The sequence below is a fragment of the Legionella sheltonii genome (assembly GCF_026191355.1).
Classification (GTDB): domain Bacteria; phylum Pseudomonadota; class Gammaproteobacteria; order Legionellales; family Legionellaceae; genus Legionella; species Legionella sheltonii.
Window position 1 is genome coordinate 58,116 of sequence record NZ_JAPHOQ010000009.1, and the last position, 17,601, is coordinate 75,716.

The window sequence follows — 17,601 nt, forward strand, 5'->3', positions numbered from 1 at the left end:
AAAAAATTTTTACTTTTTTCTTATCCTTGCACCTAGGTGAATGCACCTTCACTTAAATGATGGTTCAATAACCTTATCGCTCATCAAAATAATCCATTATGAATGTAGAACAAGAAGTATTTGATATTTTAGAGAGTTGTATTTCCTGCTTGCAACAGGCGGCCCTAAACATAGGTGGCTTTGATTTTGATAAGAATGCACAAGCAGCAATATATGCTTATTCATTATTAAGAAGACAGCAGTTGTTTTTAATGTATCCGATTGAGAATGAAACAGTGCATTAACTGATAAAAATAAGCCAATAGAAGAGGGGTACTTTATGAACGCAATTAAAACACTCATGCTATCGATGACCTTCATGGTCGTAAGTGGAATTATTTATGCAGAGCCCACAACACTGCCTGAAAATAACGTTAAGCTCAATCAGATACTTGCAGTTGATGCAGCAATGAATAAGGAACATGATGTCGAATATTTTAAACACGTTCTGACTGGTGGAGGACTTTATGCACTTGTTTTAGCCCTGAATACCGAGGTTCCTGACGTAGCCAAATCAGTTGAGTATGTGGCTTTGTTCAAAAAACTGGATTTAGCAAATCACCTACTGACGCAAATTTTAGATGAACTGAAAAAGAGCAATCACCTATTAAGTCAAAACATGCCCAATAAAGGAGTAGCCATGGATGAATAAGCACTCTTTTTAAAACCACAAAAACACGATTCATTAAATAAAAAGAATAAAAAATGAGCACAAATTGGGGCTCAGGGGATTTTTTTAACCAAAAAAGGAGAATGTGATGAACTATAGAACAGCAATGAACGATTTGAGCATTAAAGGATATCTGTATGCCAGGCAACTGCTCCCTTTTTTAATGATTGGTTTGGCACTGTTGTGTTTGATGCCTGATACTTGTTTTGCTGCTGAGAATCGGCTTTCTGGATTGAAAGAGGAAGTAAAGGCAACCTTCGGAGCGGATTCAGATCTCCCTTATTTTCTTTTGTTAGCAGAAGGGCTTGCAGGGGCTTATGCCTACATCAAAACCAAAAATATCGCAGTCCTTGCGGGTGTTCCTGTATTGATGGTGTTTACTCACTGGGCATTGAAATAATGGCTCGCAACTACCAAACCTTTATGCTCTCTGATGAGCCAAAAATTGCGGGTATTCCTGTTACCACAGGCCTGCCCATTTTTTTTCTCACTGGAATTGGGCTTTTAACAGGACTTGCCTATCAGCTTTTTATGATAGGCGCAGCCCTAAGCGTTGCGATGCATATCAAGTATGGCGGACTGCCTCTGCGGAGTCTGTTTGCCATCGTATACTGGTCGCTGCCTCACCGGTTAACGTCCCTTTTATTTCGAGCTTTGCCCGATTCTGCCAACCGAATTTATATCAGGTGATTTAATGGATACTACATTTCGTGATAATGCGATTGCAAAAAACAGACTGTTATTCAAGCTGACGCTGATTTGGGCGCTATCGAGTACGTTTGCAGTTATTGTTCTTTGCGTCTTAAATTTTTATACCTTACTGCATAAGCAGGTTCACTGGCTTCCAGTGTGTACTGGTTCTGAGTTTAGCATTGGCGATAAAGGCTATTCACCCGAATACCTGAAAGAAATGACGCAGAAAGCAGCTGACTTACGCCTGACCTACAACCCTGAAACCATTGATGCACGTTACACCATGCTGTCTCATCTGATTCCAGCGAAATACCAGGAATCGTTTTCCAAACTATTGGATGCCGAGCGAAAAACAGTACATGAAAAAAATGTAAGCTCCGTATTTTACGCTGAAAAAGTATCCGTGGATGTCTCTAAAAATCAAGGTCAAATCGAAGGGCAATTGTATCGCACAAGCCATGGGATTCAATTAAAGCCACAACACAAAATGTATCGAGTGCAGTTTTCACATCAATCAGGCCTTTTAAATCTTGTGTCCATTCAGGAGATACACCATGACTAACTCAATTTATGATAAAGCTAAAAAAACCATTTTTCTTATAAGTTGTTTGTGCTCAGGAATTGTTGGTGCAAGCACGGCTCCTTCGATCATCGCTTTTGAAGAAGGAGAGCAGTTTAATCTGACCTTATCGAGTATTAACTTTAATCGTGTGTTTGTTGAAGGGGAATCGATCACTAAATTAAGTTACCCAGAGCATGCTATTACAGTAGATAAAAGTGAGATGGATAGTCCCGAAAGCACGGATTCTTCGGTGTATATAAAGCCCAATTTTCAAGTTCCCATTACCCTGTTCCTAACTACAGATAAAGGACATCACGTATCACTTACCTTGACACCTGATGAATCGGTTGGAAAAACCTTAAGACTTGTGCCTCGCGCTCAAACAAAATTGAAATTTGTGAAACTGGATACCCCTGATGCCAGCGAAGTAGATGAGGCAATCGCTGCCATGAAAGCAGGGGAGACTCCCAAAGAATTTAATGAGAAATGGGTTATTCCAAGTCCTTTTTACATTAAAAAAAACATTAAGGTAACTCTTGAAAAGCAATATCAGGGTAAGCGTTTCACGGGCTATGTCTATCGGCTAGAAAATACATCAAATCATGAACTAGCGCTTACAACAGCCTTATTTGCCCATAAGGATGCGGAGTCCCTGTCATTAAGTGATGAGGCACTCCCACCTAAAAAAATCGCTTATTTATACGGGTTATACAGCAATCAGGGATAAACCAGGAGCTGCTTAAAATGAGTTGGAAGGAGAGTAGGTAATGTTTAAAAAAATAAAACAATGGTTGACGCTAAAGCCTCAAAACGCCAATAAGCTCGCTAAAAAGGAACAATTGAAGCATGCAGCCATTCTATTACTGGTGGGTGGCGCGTCCTATGGATTTTATTGTTACTCATCGGCTGAGAAAAAAAAGCCAATCCACCAGGAAGAAGCTTCGTTCGAGAGTATTTTTGAAAGTACTTTTAACCAGGGCAGTGACGAAGCACTCCTTCTGCAACAGCAGCAACAAATTGATTCTTTAAAAGAGTTAGTGGCAGAACATCATAAAAAACAGCAGGAAGCAGCACCTGTGAACACAGAAAATTCGGAAACAAAAGCCTTGATGCAGGCTATGAAAGTGCAGCTTGCACACCTTGAAGAAGAAAATAAAAAAATGAACGAACAATTACAGGTTGCACTGGTTTCTAGCCGTAAGCCTAGCCTGGTCACCGTTAGGCCGACAACTCGTCAAGAGATGGAAGCACAGCAAAAGAAAAAGCATCAGGCAGAGCGCGAACTGCTGGCAAAATCAGGACTGGAAACAGTGCAATTTAACAACCGGAAGAAAAGAAACAGGGATGTACGAACCGCTAAAAATTACGTTTGGGCGGGAACCTTTGTTGAAGGGGTGTTGCTGACTGGGGTTTTAGGTGATGCAGGAATAAACGGCTCAAAAAATATGGGAACTGCTTTAATCCGCCTTACCAGCGGAGGAATCATGCCCAACAACCAGCATTCTCATTTGGAAGACTGTGTCGCACTGGTATCTACTTATGGTGATTTATCAGGAAGTTCCGTGGTGATGCATTTAGAAACACTGTCTTGCGCAGGAAACAACATCAATTTTGAACAAAAGGCCTACGGCTCTGTATTTGATTTGGATGCCATGCAGGATTTACGCGGAACTTCCATTTTAAAAACAAAACCTCTGTTAACCTATTCGGCAGCGGCAGGCATGCTGGCAGGATTTGGTGATGGTTTAAAGAATTTAAATACCGCTCAAACAATCAATCCAGGGGCTGGCACCATTACGACCTATGGGCAGGCATCAACCCTTGCTCAATCGGCTGCTGGTGGTGCGCTTAGTAATCCTGCCAATCGTATTTCAGATTATGTAATGCGCATTGCCGATATTTACCATCCACTGGTTGTGGCACGTGCGGGTCGTCGTGTTTCAGTTTTATTTACTAAAGGCTTTTGGATAGACAAAGAACATCAGGTGTATGAGTCAGGACGAGCCATCAATGAAGGACGTGCCCAAAACGAGTCTGGGGTTACAACCACTGTAAGCCGTGCCTATGAATTAAATACACACCCAGTGAATGGCGCTTCATTGATGCAGTCCAATAATCAAGAGCCCATGGTTCAAACCGTTAATCCTGTTGAGAATCCACTATTAAATCAACCAGGACAACCCACTACCCCATTATTTTCAACCGTACAAAATGAGGAGCCACTTCATGATTAAACCTCTATTTTTATTGAGTACCCTTTTCTTAGTGTCGCAGTTATCTGCCTGCTCCAAATCCATCCTGGACAACGAGGATGCCAGATGCCCCTTTGCTGACAGGGGTGGTTGTCAAAGCATGGAGATGGTGAATCGCATGGTACAGGAAAAACGCTACACACCCGATGGTCAATTCGTGCAGCAGGCAAAAAGCCAGGCTCTTTATTCAGGTTATAAGTAGGCGCTGACCAGTTCACAGGAGAGAAGCCATGTTTACAAACGCTATAGAATGGGTCCAAGATACTTATGAGTTGCTAAAGGAGACCTGGAATGACAAAGGGCTAACGGGCAATGATCTCGATTTTGACCTCAAGGCACATCAATATCCTTCGTTTACTGAAAAAATACTGCCTTATCAATATTTTGATGAGGAATCGAAGCTGTTTTTTAACGAATACAACGCAGGATTAATTTATCGCATTATTCCTTTAACAGGTGCGAATGAACACATAGCGGAACAACTGGATACGCTGCTTCAATCTAAAGTATCGCATGAGTTCACCTTGCAGTTGATTTGCGTCAAACACAATCAAGTTGGGAATGATATTGAAGCGTTTACTTCCCAGTTTGCAAAAAGCGAATTTGAAAATTTAAGCCTGTTAGGAGATAACCTTAAGGCCTTTTATCAGAAAGCCGCCATCCATGGTTTTAAAACCAACACGATGCTTTCACCGCGATTAACGCATACAGATTGCTATATCGTTATTGATAAAATCAAAAAAGAATCCGAGAGTGATTTAAAAGCCTGTTTTGGCCAGTTTCGCGTTTCGTTTGAAGCCTCCTTAAGTGCTGCAAAAATTGGATTCAAGCAAGCAGATGCAACTGATTTTTTGCATTTGCTTCATTTTTATCTGGATAATTGTCCTGATGTCATTACTCCACGCCCTGTAATTTATGATAAAACCAAGTTACTCAAAGAGCAGGCACTGTCTCATGACTTTGATATTGAATTTAAAAATAATGAAGTAGTGATTAAAGGGGTTAATGAATCTGGGCGTGCTTATGAAACAGTAGTCACTGTTCTGACCATTGATCGTCTGCCTCGCCAGTATTGTTTATGGGAGAACATTAATAATACCAGCAATATTTTTCATCCTGATAAAAGAATATCCTGCAATCACATCATTTCAGTCATCTATCTGGTCGAAGAGCAAGGACGTGCTCAGGGTAGGGCGAATCGTAAAACCCGTGATTTGGATAAAAAATCTAAAAGTGATTACGCATTAAATGTGGCGGGAACGGAGGAGCAGGCACGGGTATGGCGTACTTTTCGTGATGATTTATCCTCTCAGAAGACTCGTTCTGTAAAGATGCTTTATAATGTGGTTCTTTTTTCAAGACCTCATGAGAAAGAGCGTGATGTAGAAGCTGCTCGCACAGTATTTGCGTTTAATGACATTAAACTGGCATTGTGTAAACGCATGCAATGTCCCTATTTTTTAGTCTCGATGCCGTTTTTTTTCACAGGAAATCTGGTTAAGGATTTTTCTCTTCCCACAATGATGTGGCCAATTTCTTCATGGAATGCAACTCAATACATGCCCATTCTTTCTGACTGGCGCGGAGTAGGCAGGGGTATCTTGTTACCTACCATGCGCGATCAATTCGCCTGCATCGATCCCTTCTCTGGTGTATTTGGCAGCAATTACAACATGGCTGTCACCGGAACCTCGGGCGGTGGAAAAAGCTTTTTCATTCAGATGCTGATGCTCAATATCCTATTTAATGGCGGAGATATTTTCATTATTGATGTAGGTGGGAGCTATAGAAAACTGTGTGAGGCGCTCGGTGGGACTTATCTTGAATACAGCAATTTGGCGATGAATCCCTTTACCCATGTAACGGACATTTTACGGGAGATTGATGACATTATTGCCTTGTTTGAATTATTAACCTGCCCAACCAGCGGTGCTACAGATGACGACCGAGGCACTTTAAGAGAAGCCATTTTAACCGCTTTTGGAACAACTCAGAATCAAACACGCATTGATGAGGTTGCAGGAGTCTTATTGTCGTTGTACGAGCACGACCGCGAAACTTATCCTACAGCGCGCATTTTGTCTAAGAACCTCCAGCGTTACTGTTCTGCCTCAGAGCATGGCAAAGCGTTTAATGAACCCTCTCAGCTATCACCTGATGCCCGTATGATTGTAGTGGACTTAAAGGAAATTGAGGACAATCAAAGTATTCGCGCCCCTGTTCTTCTGTCCGTTATTTCCCAGTTTCAAAGACGTATGTTCAACTCAGACAGGAACAAACAAAAGATGTGCATCATTGATGAAGCCTGGTCATTTTTTACAGGAGATTCAATTGCGGTGAACTTTATTACCAAAGGCTTTCGTACTGGTCGGCGGCATAAAGCATCATTTGTCACGATTACTCAGGGGATTGAGGATTATTTCGAATTTTCAGAAGCGCGAGCTGCCTGGGAAAATTCCGCATTAAAGCTTGTTTTTTTACAAGAGGAATCACCGCTTTTGGAGCATCAAAAAAAGCATGAGACTTTTTCAGACTACGAGATGACTATTCTCAAATCATTCCCGATAGCGAAAGAAGCAGGTTTTTCTCAAGTTTTACTGCGTGCTAATGGTATTTCCTCCTTTCATCGCTTGTTTGTGGATCCGTTTACTCGCGTGCTTTTATCTTCCGATGGTGATGATTATCAGGCAGTCATTAATTATGTGGCACAGGGACTGTTATTTCTGGATGCCGTATCGCAAGTGGCAAAGGAGCATTATGGGAGAGCTTATGCGGTTTAACCAGATCAAAACCATGCACTGGGTCTTTGCAGGAATTGGCGGATTAATTGGAATTCTGGCGGGTATTTTGGTGATGTGGCCTAAGCCTTTACCTCTTTTGGTGGTTGACATGAATCGTGCCATTGAAGCGCCTTCGGTAATGCTTGCTCGCTCCAAACTGACTCATGAAGAACAATTAAAAATAATGGAGCGCTTTTCACGCACCCTCCCAGAAGTCATCAAGGATTATGGAGCGTCACATCGGGTAACCCTTGTGAGTGCGTCCGTATTGGCGGGTTTCAAACCGTCCCATGTGGATGTGACGGATGAGCTTATTGCCTTGACCATAACAAGGATAAAACATGAGGCACGCTAGCAAACAGTTGTTTCTCCTTATTCTAGGTTTTTTCTGTCTATTAGAACCTGTGAGTCATGCAAAAAATATAGGTCATTATGGTCAGACATTCCCTGTCAATGAAGAGGATATAAGGAAAGTCATTATGAACAAACTCTATGCATTGCAGCAAAGCGGTGATTTAGAGCATGTTCAACGCGATTTAGAGCAGAAAGCCGCACGTCAGGCGATGAGGCCAACCCCTTTGGCATTGAGCACGACTCGCAAGCCTAAGACGTTTCGCATTTCACCGGCAGTGACTGTATCTCATGATATCTGGACACCTGATGGACATTTAATTGCAAAAGCAGGAACTCGGATCAATCCATTTGAGCGTGTTCACTTCCTTAAAACCCTGATTTTTTTTAATGCAGATGATACAGGACAGGTTGCCTGGGTTAAAAAACATTACACCGACTTTAAGCACGTTAAATTTATTTTGACCGGTGGGGATGTTCGAGTTGCTGCAGAGCTTTTTGGTCGAATTTATTTTGATGTGAACGGCATCATTTCATCCAGGCTTCACCTTCAACACGTTCCAAGCATAGTCAGCCAGGAAGGTCTTGATTGGCAGGTTAAAGAAATTGGAGTGAACGATGAATAAACGATTCTTCTATTCGATTATTGTGGGCTTATTCTTCATAGGTTCACTGCAGGCATCACAATGTAAGGGGCATTTTGTCAATCCTATAACAGACATTTGCTGGGATTGTTTGTTCCCATTAACCATTGGCTCCTCCGAAGTGGTAAAGAGCCAATATCCTGATACGAAAAACCCTGGCAACCCTATCTGCTCCTGCCCAAACAAATTACAACTTTTAGGAGTTACTATAGGTTATTGGGAACCCTTTGCGTTAGTGGATGTGACACGAAAGCCTTATTGCATGGTGAATCTTGGGGTGCAATTGCACATTAAAGATCAGGGGCTGGGTGGTTCACAAATGCCTGATACCGATGGGCGGGGCGCATTTTATTACGTGCATTGGTACAAATACCCACTGATGTATTGGCTGCAGGTACTCACTTCCATCGGCTGTATGGAGACAGAAGATTTCGATGTGATGTATTTGAGTGAACTTGATCCAACATGGAATGACTCTGAGTTTGCTTTTGTTCTTAATCCTGAGGCCACTTTATTTACCACACCGCCAGTGCGTGCGTCTTGTGCTGCAGATGCAACCAAAGCATTCGCAGGGACGGCCATGGATTCTTTATTCTGGTGCATGGGCGCTCAAGGTTCCACTTATCCTCTCAATGGTTTTGTTGCCAATCAGGCAAGTCCCATTAGTGCCGCAACACTTCTGACAGAACGCACCGACTTTAAGCTTCATCGCCTTGGAGCAATTAAAGATTCCGTTGGTAAAGATTGGCCTGCACTTTGTAGCACCTATCGCTCTTCCATTTTACCTAAAAGCCGGTATCGCTACCAATTAGTCAATACATTGCCTGATGCAAAACGCTGCCAGCCCTTTGGCCGTTCAGTCATTACCTGGGAAGCCGGACATACCTATCCTGGGGATGGGGATAATTTTGGTTTCATGATTTGGCGCAAGAGAAATTGTTGCTTTTTATAAGGAGGCCTTTCATGGCGCACTACATTAAAATCATTATTCTGTTTCTAACTGGGATTGGCGGATGCTTTGCAAACACTAATGATGAGTTAAGGCATTACCAAGAAGAAGGGGATCACCAGGTATCAACCATTTCGAATAAGACAATTGAAACGCTAAAGCGCACGTCCTCACGGAATCAATCAGAGCATCAATTATTAATTGATACACTCATGCAACGCAGCACAAACGGTTTACAAAGCAATCAAAAGCCACAGGGGGCTGAAGGTGCCATTTTATTTGTATCCTTTTCCATGCCCGACTCACTTTTATTTGCATTGAGCGATGAAGCAGCACGGTTTCATATTCCCGTGGTCATTAATGGGCTAGTGGATGGTGATTTTAAAAAAACCATAGAAACATTTAAACGCCTTAATAGCGAAGCCCAAAAGCAGCATTTGAACTTTAAGGGAATTTCTATTGATCCAGTCTGGTTTAATCAATTCCACATTACAACGGTTCCAGCGCTTGTAGTAACAGAGCCCTCCAGGTCTTGCGGTTCAGGGCAGCCCTGCACCAATCAACCGTTTGATGTAGTGTATGGCAATGCAAGCATTAAAAAAGGACTCGAGCTCATCGCCCAGAAAGGAGACGCAGGAGCGACATTAGCGGCCACCATTTTGGAGAAAGGCCATGTTTAGAAGTATGTTGGCCATCGCCTGTATTTTTGGTTTTTGCACTTTCTCGGCTGCCAATACAACAGCTCAGGACTTTCAGAAATTAAAAGAATACGCAAAATCTTTGGGGAATCAACCGCTGAGCGCCATGAATGAATTTAAGCCCCAGAATACCTTCAAAGACTATACGGAAACTCCCTCGCAATCGCTTCATTATCAGGGGGTTGAAACTGAAAAAACCGATTTAAGTACCTTTGCTGCCAATGCCTTACACAATGATGCCGGTGGACGTACTGTGACTGAGCATTTTGGCCAACGCCAATTTGAAATCAATACTAAAAATGAAGCGATTAAGAACGCTAAATTAATTGAAGAAGAAAGTTACGCCATTACTCATGGACAATCCAATGAGCGAGTCAAATGTGATGAAAAACCACAGGCTTGTCAAATTAAATCGCATGAGGAAATCTGCCATACATCAAGGCAATTGCCCGAGCAGCAGTGTTTTAAGAAACGTAAAGTAACAGTGAACACCGAGCGCTTAAGTCAAAGAGCTGATTTTGAGGTATGGGTTCATAAAAAATGGACGGGGATTATTGCGGTTAATCTTATAACGGGTGCCATGACCAATAGCGCAGGCGGGCACTTAACCAATCCCGTTAAATTAAACCATCCCTGCGAGGAGATAAAGGCCTCCATCCATTCGATTTTAAACAATGGTGACCGGGCGTACTGGGTACATGTAGTGAGCAATCCAACCTGTCAGAACGGCGGGGTAATCACCCTTAAGGTGTCACAAAAGTTTGCTCGTTACTACCCAATTCAAGTGGCATTGACGATTATTGCTCATTCCAAATCCTATGTGGAAGAAGAGCACTGGGATAATGAATGCGCCACTCTTGAGACAAACAACCTATGTCAAAAAACACAAGAGCAGTGTACTGATTCCAATCCAACCCGTGTCATTAATGGTCTGCCCGTCACCCGTGATTGCTGGGAGCTTAATGCACGATACCAGTGTGCATCCGCTGCAGCCGATGAATGTAAAACGCAACGGGAAAAAGGATGCTTACAGGCAAGCTCGCGCTGCACATTAATGAACAATAATACCTGCTCGCTCTATGAGCAGGTATATCGTTGCGATGAGACAGTCTGCCCACAGCCTGTGGCCTGTGTGCGAGATCTCTTTTGTGCCGATGGAGACTGCACGGAACATGCAGCAACTCAGAATGATGGTTTTGGAGAGGCCATGGCACCCATGGCCGTTGCAGGGGCTGCTGGCGCTGAGTTTGGTAAAACGCAGGCTACCTTATTTTCAGGCCATCCTGTGCAGTGCAAAATCTGGGTTTGGGACATTATTGATTGTTGTTCGAATGAAGGCTGGGCTGACAAACTCCATATCGATTTGTGTCGTGAAGAAGATAAGGCTTTAGGCAAAGCCAAATTGAATTACCTGGCTCATTATGTAGGCGAGTTTTGCAGCCAGAAAGATCCCATTTTTGGCACCTGTCTGGAGCACAAACGCACCTATTGTGTCTTTGACAGCAAAATGGCGCGCATTATCCAGGCCGAAGGACGTTTAAGACAATTAAATCCCAACGCTTTAGGAGATGCAGAGCATACACGCTGTGCGGGGCTCAGTGTGAATGAATTACAAAGCCTTGATATGGGACGCATCGATTTTTTAAACCCTGTGTATCCATTTCCCCAGGGACAGCCAACAAAAGAAGCAGGAATTGTAGGCGATGTCGTTTTAAATAGCCCCGACGCTTCAAAAACCATGGATGAAATCAAACGGCGAGTCCAGAAAAAGGCGGAACAAAAATGAGATTATTCACTATTATTTTAATGTTACTTTCCATGCCGGTCATGGCTGATTTAGTAAGTCCACCCGCTCATGGGTTTCATTGGTACAGTACAGAAAACAAAGAGCATCAGGTGAAACCTGTTCAAAATCCAAAGGTATCAAAGCCTTCGCTGACTCCTTATGAGCAGCTCATGGAAGTCCGCAAAGCCACAATGAATAAGCTCGCAACGGCATTAATTGCCCCATCATTTGATGCAACCTATGAGTACATGAAAGCCCAGCAGGTGTATGCCAAAAACAATCAGAAATTTGTCCAGTACTGGCAACAGGTTCTGTTGTCTCATCCTGAGCTGGATCATTCCTTAAATTTTCCAACCGACAATACGGCTGTGGCCATTCGCAATGATTCAATGAATCTTTTAATGGAGAGGGTAGTCCGAGAAGGGGCTAAACGTTATGGATTAATCCTTTTTTACAAAGGGAACAGTTCCATTTCGCAAAAATTCATCACTCATCTTGTGCCATTCGTCAATGTGACCCACTTTTCCATGATTTCGGTTACGACAGATGGACAACCCATTGAAGGTCTGCCTAATCATAAAAACATACCTCTTCAAGAAATACAAAAAACAATGAATTTGCAGTCACGGTACATGCCTGCACTGTTTCTTGTTGATTTAAAAACACAACACATGTCGCCCTTGTCCTACGGTTTTGTCTCCACAACCGAGCTAAAGGAACGCCTGCTGGATGTGGCGACTCATTACAAACGATACAGCTATGAGGGGTTTGAAGCATGATTGTCCGCATCATTTTTTTACTGCTTTGTTCTGTAATTAGTCCTTTGCACGCCAATGTGGCAGTTGAAGAACTCAATGCACTGTTATTGAAAAAGCAAGCCCCTAAAGCTTTTGCACAGAAGGAATCTCTTGAGGCTAAAGATTTATCCAAAAATTATTATTTTGCATTTATTTATCGAAGCACCTGCCCACATTGTAAAAAATTCTCCCCTGTATTAAAGGATTTTTCAGACACATTCCATATTAAGGTTCGTGCTTTTAGCCTGGATGGAGAATCCCTGGATGGACTCGACACCACACCATTAACAGCTGAGCTTTTTCAAACGTTCTATGTATCAGGAGGGTATAAGCCTACGGTTCCCGCCTTGTTTTTAGTCAATCGACATACCCTGGAAGCCTACGCTGTCTTGTTTGGGCAAGCTTCGCCTTATCAGCTGGCACAAAGAGTTCATGAATTAAAGCAACACATTGAGGAGAAATTTAATGATTAGAGCTCTTGTGCTAGCCGTTGTTGCGTCTTTTACTTGCGTGGCAGGAAATGGTGTTCATGCATCAGCCAGTGCCGATTTAAATCATTTTTTTAATAATCTTGGTTATTCTGCGAATGTCACAGGTAGCCATTCCTATGAATCACAGGCAGCAGGATTTGCATCATTAGGCTCAGTCTATGCCAGAAATCAGGTGCGCTCCATTCAGATAGCTCACGTTGATGTACCTGGTTTTCGCTCAGGATGTGGCGGAATTGATATTTTTGCAGGTGGTTTTTCCTTTATTAAATCAGAGCAGATAGTTTCATTTATGCAGAACATTTTAAGTAACGGGGCAGGCTATGCAATGAACCTGGCACTCGAGACCGAGCTGCCTGAAATTGCTCATGCCATGCAGTACATGCAAAAGCTGGCAAATGACATTAATGGAACTAATTTTAATTCGTGTGAGATGGGAGAAAATCTGACTGCAGCGCTTTATCCCAAAAATAGAGCGGCACATCAGCGTTTGTGTGAGGACATCGGGCGTAACCGTAATGTATACACCGATTGGGCAGAAGCCCGACATAAATGTTCGACAGGAGGGGAGATTGAAAAGCGATTAGAACAGGCAAAAAACGATTCAGAATATAAAGACAGGGCTCTTTTGAATACCAACGTAGTTTGGGATGCATTACAACTGAATGAATTCATCAAATCAGATACAGAAATTTCAGAAGTCTATATGTCAATTTCAGGAACGCTGGTATTTGATGCCAAAGGAGGGATGCAAACGTATCCCTCTTTAGCGACTAATCAGGATTTTGTAAAAGCCTTGCTTTATGGAGGCAAATTACCCAGCTATAAGTGCACTGATTCGAACAAGCCTATAAAATGTGTTGCCATCAATGTGAAAGGAAGCCAGGAGATTAGCAGTAAAGATGCACTGGTATCTCAAGTACAAGCCATCCTGCAGGGAGTTTATGAGAATATCAAATCAGGGACTGCCTTAACGCCCCAACAAAAAGGGTTAATTGAACTCACCCAGCCGTCCGTATTTCAGCTTATTTCAGCCAGCGCACAGCAGAATATTGGCATACAAAGCAGTTATGAGCTTGCCCAGAGTGTAGCAACGGATTTGCTTGCCCAATATCTTGCAAACTCACTTGAAGTGATTCGAGCATCCCTTGCAGGGCGTGATATAGGAAATGCCCATGAAGAAAAACTATTTAAAAATCTGCAGGTGGCACAACAATTTGTAGATAATTTTAATAGCGAATCAAGAGCACGTTTTAATGCGGCACTGACCACCAATCAATTGGTTCAAAACAATGTGAAGCAGGCACTTAATGCCCTTAATCCCATCTTAAGACAATCCTATACCGGAGGAGCACAATGAGCCCATTATTAATCTATACCCCACAAAATGGGATTTATTTAAAAGAGCTGCTTGATGGTATGGCCACTTTGCTTACTGAATCTACCTTTAGTACGGCGTGTGACATTATTATGATTCTATCCGTTGGTATGGTCGGTTATCAGTATGTGATGGGTAAAAAGCTCGAATCATTAACCCGCTTTATGCTGACCACCTTTTTAGTCATGTATTGCGTGCTGGGCATTAAAGTGCCTGTGGCTATTATTGACATGCAGACAGCCGAAGGAGCGGGAGAAGCCTTAACGGTTGATCATGTACCTCTAGGCGTTGCTTTACCTGCCTCATTGGTTAGTGGCATGGGGTATGGAATTACGACCGCCTTTAGTGATGTATTTCGCATGCCAGATAGTCTGGAGTACAACAAAACAGGAATGATTTTTGGTGCAAGGACTTGGCTTGCAGCAACTCAGACAAGGCTCTCCATGTCGCCTGATTTGGCACAAGACCTATCGTCCTATATCCGCCAATGCGTGTTTACGGCAAAACTTTTGGCAAGCCATCAATTAAGCCCTCAAGAGCTTACCCAAAGTGCTCATCTTTCTAAAACCTATTTTGAGGAGCCATCACCCATTTATCGGGTGATTCTGCATAATGGAGTCAATTTAAGTTGTGGTGATGCAGCAGCCAATTTGAAGACTCGACTACCCATTGCAGCGAAATTGGAGTTGGAACGTCTTAATCATCTGGTAACCACAGGCGCTTTAACATCACGCAACACAGACAGCAGTTCGTTGCCTGGCGAAAAGACTTTTGGTGACAGGTTGGAGGCCGCTCACAAATATTACATGAACATTACCGAAGATGCTGCCGAAACGCTCACCCAAAATATCTTAATTAATGCGACCCGAGATGCCGCAGCCGATGCTTTTGCTTTCTCAGGAGCTGATGCCGCACTCATGAATTACACCAATACGGACAGCACCCAAAAAATGCACATCGCTGAAGCCAATAGCTTTTGGCTTGCAGGATTTCGCCTGCCTTACTATATGACAGTGATGTGGATGTTGACGCTGTGTATCTTTCCATTAGTCGTTTTGATTTCTTTTTTTCCGACCCTGAGTAATGCTTATTTCCTGTGGGTGCAATCTCAAATCTACCTTTGGTCATGGCCGCCGATGTTTATTATTTTTCATTGGTTTGTTTCCATGGCCTCAAGTACCACCATTACTTTGTTTGGTCAAAAAACAGGAGGTGTGACCTTCTCTAATATCGATTCATTAGCCAGCATGCACAGTAATTTTGCCTATACGGCAGGTGCATTGGCGGCAAGTGTTCCTGTTATTGCCCTGTACATCACGAAAGGATTGGGACAGATTTTGAGTACATCCTCCCAGCATTTTGGTGGTATGGCACAATCTTTGTCAGTTAGTGAAGCGCAATCTGCAGCTGCAGGTAACATCTCCATGGCAAGTTACAGCGGTTGGAATATGAACTATGAAAATACCAGCGCCAATAACGTTTCGGCTAACAAGCACGATACCAATTGGACGAACATGCATGGGATGCACACGGAGCAATTGGGAAGTGGTGTGCTTAAGACTACCACAAGCCATGGGGATGCTGTTTATGACGTAAATCCTGGGATGTCACGAGGCCCCGTGCACATTTCAGATACAAAGGCCTTAAGCGGCTCTTTAAATCAGGCTTTTGAAGAATCCAGACAGGCTGCAGCCAATGAAGGTCAGCATTATCAAACGTCCTTGTCCAGTTTTGCGCACAGTGCCGTGCAGTTATCTAAAATGCAGGGTCATGATATGCGTTTGGGCGATGGAGTGTCTGAAAGTGAATCCGGTCAATACAGCCAGGCATTATCGACCATGACGCATATTGCCTCGGATGTAGCTAAACGCGAAGGGATAAGCCAAGAGGATGCGCTGGCTCATATGACCGCTGCTGGATTAAATGTCCACGCCGGAGTTGCAAGTGAAAAAAGCATACTGGGAAGCATTGGGCGGTTTGCTTTTGGAGCAACAGGAGGTGCTGATAGCCATGCTAAGTTCGATCGGTCATCAACAAGTAGTGATCGTTACCATGAAGGGACGGACAGCAGCATGTCAGCGAAGGAAGCAGAAGACTTTAATCAGGCGCTTAATTACGTGAGTCAGTTTGCACAAAACCATCATTTTGATAACAGCCATTCGGAAGGGGCAAGCCTTTCGAATCAGATGGGTACCGATTTAAGGGAGGCGCAAACGGCAAGCCAAAACTACGATGCCTCGATGTCTAAAGCCGCTCGCATTAGCACGGCCAGGAGTTATGTGGAATCAAACTCCGATCAGATTACCACCGATCTTAATCAGGCATTTCCTGGCTTTGTGGCACACCGCATTGGAGAGAAGGCACGAGATGAATTGTATTCCAATCCTTCAGATCTGGCCTCATTAAAACAATTACAAACGCTAGCTAATGAGTTTATCAGTGAACAACGAGAAGGTTTAATCGCACAATACGGCAATGCTTCTAAAAATGCTCGGATTGACTCCTTTTATCAGGATGCAGCAAATCCATTAAGTTCAAAAGAATCACAAATGAGAGCTGACTACCACAAAAACAGTAATGCATTGGAGGATTCTGGAAGGACTATGGGAGTTGGCATGGATGCATCAAGAGCCAAAAGTATGCAGCAAAAAATTAATAATCAGGTCGATACGGCGGTAAATAAAACAAGCAGTGGAGGAGGGCGTTTAAAGAGTCAATACCAGCAAGCGGTTGAAACAACAAACAACGATGTAGGCGAAGGTAAAAAACTGGGGAAAACCAACGTGGCCATACCCGCCTATTTTACTAAATGGGTTGATCATCATGATAAATCAGCCCCAAAGAAGGAGCTTATCCATGAGTAATGAAGAAATGAATTCACAAGAATTAAAAGAGGCCATCGCCTTGGATATAGAAACATTAAAAACATTGGACGTGGATATTATGCCGGCCAAGGAGTATTACCAGGCGAACAGGCGTTTGTTTTTGCATGTTTTTTTTAAACTATATGGAACAATACTTCTAGGCTTTTTACTTCCACTTCCTTTTTATTGGAACGTGTTGATGGTGGAGACTTCAACGCACGAGCTCATCACCATTTTTTTCTGGCTGCCATTAATGGCTCTAGGATTGTGCCTTTTTGTTTTTCTATTCATTTACAGCTCATTAAATCAATACATTTTGATTGACTATCAATTGAAACACAAACTAAGAACAGGCTCATTGATAGTAAAACAAATAAAGCGGGCTGGAACTATAGCCTATCGAATATTTGCGGGGATTGTTTTGATTCCTTCACTGTTCTTGTTTCCCAGTGCTGCCTTCTTCATATCCTTTGGCGCTTTTTTCATCAGCGGGATTTTAACGAGCATCCTTGTTGAAATGGAGCTCAATAGGATAGGCATCAGCGCGCTGTTTACTCTCATAAAGAATTATTTTGATAAGGACAAAAATGCCAGTGCGGCAATACCCTTAAAATAAACAAAACACATCAAAAAGAATAATTTTTAACCAC

General features: G+C 42.8%; 19 protein-coding genes. All 19 read left to right on the forward strand.

Annotated elements, in window-relative coordinates; translation table 11 throughout:
• The first annotated feature begins 98 nt into the window (after window positions 1–98).
• On the forward strand, window positions 99–284 hold the full coding sequence (locus tag OQJ26_RS11190; RefSeq protein WP_058393350.1) for a hypothetical protein: 186 nt from the start codon (window positions 99–101) through the stop codon (window positions 282–284).
• A 35-nt stretch (window positions 285–319) separates the two neighbouring features.
• A complete protein-coding gene (locus OQJ26_RS11195) occupies window positions 320–691 on the forward strand; it encodes a hypothetical protein (protein WP_058393351.1) in 372 nt (123 codons plus the stop codon).
• Window positions 692–797: 106 nt separating this feature from the next.
• The gene (locus OQJ26_RS11200) at window positions 798–1,109 is read left to right on the forward strand and encodes a type IV conjugative transfer system pilin TraA (protein WP_058393352.1); all 312 of its coding nucleotides are present in this window, start codon (window positions 798–800) and stop codon (window positions 1,107–1,109) included.
• Window positions 1,109–1,399, forward strand: a complete 291-nt coding sequence (gene traL / locus OQJ26_RS11205) for a type IV conjugative transfer system protein TraL (RefSeq protein WP_265703888.1) — start codon at window positions 1,109–1,111, stop codon at window positions 1,397–1,399. The genes OQJ26_RS11200 and traL overlap by 1 nt, the downstream gene beginning before the upstream one ends.
• 4 nt (window positions 1,400–1,403) lie before the next feature.
• Window positions 1,404–1,964, forward strand: a complete 561-nt coding sequence (locus tag OQJ26_RS11210) for a TraE/TraK family type IV conjugative transfer system protein (protein WP_265703889.1) — start codon at window positions 1,404–1,406, stop codon at window positions 1,962–1,964.
• Window positions 1,957–2,691: a type-F conjugative transfer system secretin TraK gene (gene traK / locus OQJ26_RS11215; RefSeq protein WP_265703890.1), complete on the forward strand. Its 735-nt coding sequence runs from the start codon at window positions 1,957–1,959 to the stop codon at window positions 2,689–2,691. Before OQJ26_RS11210 ends, traK begins: the two co-directional genes overlap by 8 nt.
• A 40-nt stretch (window positions 2,692–2,731) precedes the next feature.
• Window positions 2,732–4,198 carry a TraB/VirB10 family protein gene (locus OQJ26_RS11220; RefSeq protein ID WP_265703891.1) on the forward strand — a complete coding sequence of 489 codons (1,467 nt, stop codon included), beginning with the start codon at window positions 2,732–2,734 and terminating at the stop codon, window positions 4,196–4,198.
• Window positions 4,191–4,418, forward strand: a complete 228-nt coding sequence (locus tag OQJ26_RS11225) for a type IV conjugative transfer system protein TraV (protein ID WP_265703892.1) — start codon at window positions 4,191–4,193, stop codon at window positions 4,416–4,418. The genes OQJ26_RS11220 and OQJ26_RS11225 overlap by 8 nt, the downstream gene beginning before the upstream one ends.
• Before the next feature lie 28 nt (window positions 4,419–4,446).
• On the forward strand, window positions 4,447–6,996 hold the full coding sequence (traC, locus tag OQJ26_RS11230; RefSeq protein WP_265703893.1) for a type IV secretion system protein TraC: 2,550 nt from the start codon (window positions 4,447–4,449) through the stop codon (window positions 6,994–6,996).
• A complete protein-coding gene (locus OQJ26_RS11235; RefSeq protein WP_265703894.1) occupies window positions 6,974–7,351 on the forward strand; it encodes a TrbI F-type domain-containing protein in 378 nt (125 codons plus the stop codon). Before traC ends, OQJ26_RS11235 begins: the two co-directional genes overlap by 23 nt.
• Window positions 7,338–7,973 carry a type-F conjugative transfer system protein TraW gene (gene traW, locus OQJ26_RS11240; RefSeq protein ID WP_265703895.1) on the forward strand — a complete coding sequence of 212 codons (636 nt, stop codon included), beginning with the start codon at window positions 7,338–7,340 and terminating at the stop codon, window positions 7,971–7,973. Before OQJ26_RS11235 ends, traW begins: the two co-directional genes overlap by 14 nt.
• Complete coding sequence (gene traU, locus OQJ26_RS11245; protein WP_058393359.1) at window positions 7,966–8,943, forward strand: conjugal transfer pilus assembly protein TraU; 978 nt, start codon at window positions 7,966–7,968, stop codon at window positions 8,941–8,943. Before traW ends, traU begins: the two co-directional genes overlap by 8 nt.
• 11 nt (window positions 8,944–8,954) lie before the next feature.
• Window positions 8,955–9,620: a type-F conjugative transfer system pilin assembly protein TrbC gene (gene trbC, locus OQJ26_RS11250; protein WP_265703896.1), complete on the forward strand. Its 666-nt coding sequence runs from the start codon at window positions 8,955–8,957 to the stop codon at window positions 9,618–9,620.
• Complete coding sequence (gene traN, locus OQJ26_RS11255) at window positions 9,613–11,424, forward strand: type-F conjugative transfer system mating-pair stabilization protein TraN (RefSeq protein ID WP_265703897.1); 1,812 nt, start codon at window positions 9,613–9,615, stop codon at window positions 11,422–11,424. Before trbC ends, traN begins: the two co-directional genes overlap by 8 nt.
• Window positions 11,421–12,203, forward strand: coding sequence for a type-F conjugative transfer system pilin assembly protein TraF (gene traF, locus OQJ26_RS11260; RefSeq protein WP_265703898.1), 783 nt, complete (start codon window positions 11,421–11,423; stop codon window positions 12,201–12,203). The genes traN and traF overlap by 4 nt, the downstream gene beginning before the upstream one ends.
• Window positions 12,200–12,694 carry a type-F conjugative transfer system pilin assembly thiol-disulfide isomerase TrbB gene (gene trbB / locus OQJ26_RS11265; RefSeq protein WP_265703899.1) on the forward strand — a complete coding sequence of 165 codons (495 nt, stop codon included), beginning with the start codon at window positions 12,200–12,202 and terminating at the stop codon, window positions 12,692–12,694. Before traF ends, trbB begins: the two co-directional genes overlap by 4 nt.
• Window positions 12,687–14,069, forward strand: a complete 1,383-nt coding sequence (locus tag OQJ26_RS11270; protein WP_058468990.1) for a conjugal transfer protein TraH — start codon at window positions 12,687–12,689, stop codon at window positions 14,067–14,069. The genes trbB and OQJ26_RS11270 overlap by 8 nt, the downstream gene beginning before the upstream one ends.
• A complete protein-coding gene (locus tag OQJ26_RS11275; protein WP_265703900.1) occupies window positions 14,066–16,951 on the forward strand; it encodes a conjugal transfer protein TraG N-terminal domain-containing protein in 2,886 nt (961 codons plus the stop codon). The genes OQJ26_RS11270 and OQJ26_RS11275 overlap by 4 nt, the downstream gene beginning before the upstream one ends.
• Window positions 16,944–17,567 (forward strand): hypothetical protein, encoded by a 624-nt coding sequence (locus OQJ26_RS11280; RefSeq protein WP_265703901.1) that lies wholly within the window; start codon window positions 16,944–16,946, stop codon window positions 17,565–17,567. Before OQJ26_RS11275 ends, OQJ26_RS11280 begins: the two co-directional genes overlap by 8 nt.
• The last annotated feature ends 34 nt before the right edge of the window (window positions 17,568–17,601 follow it).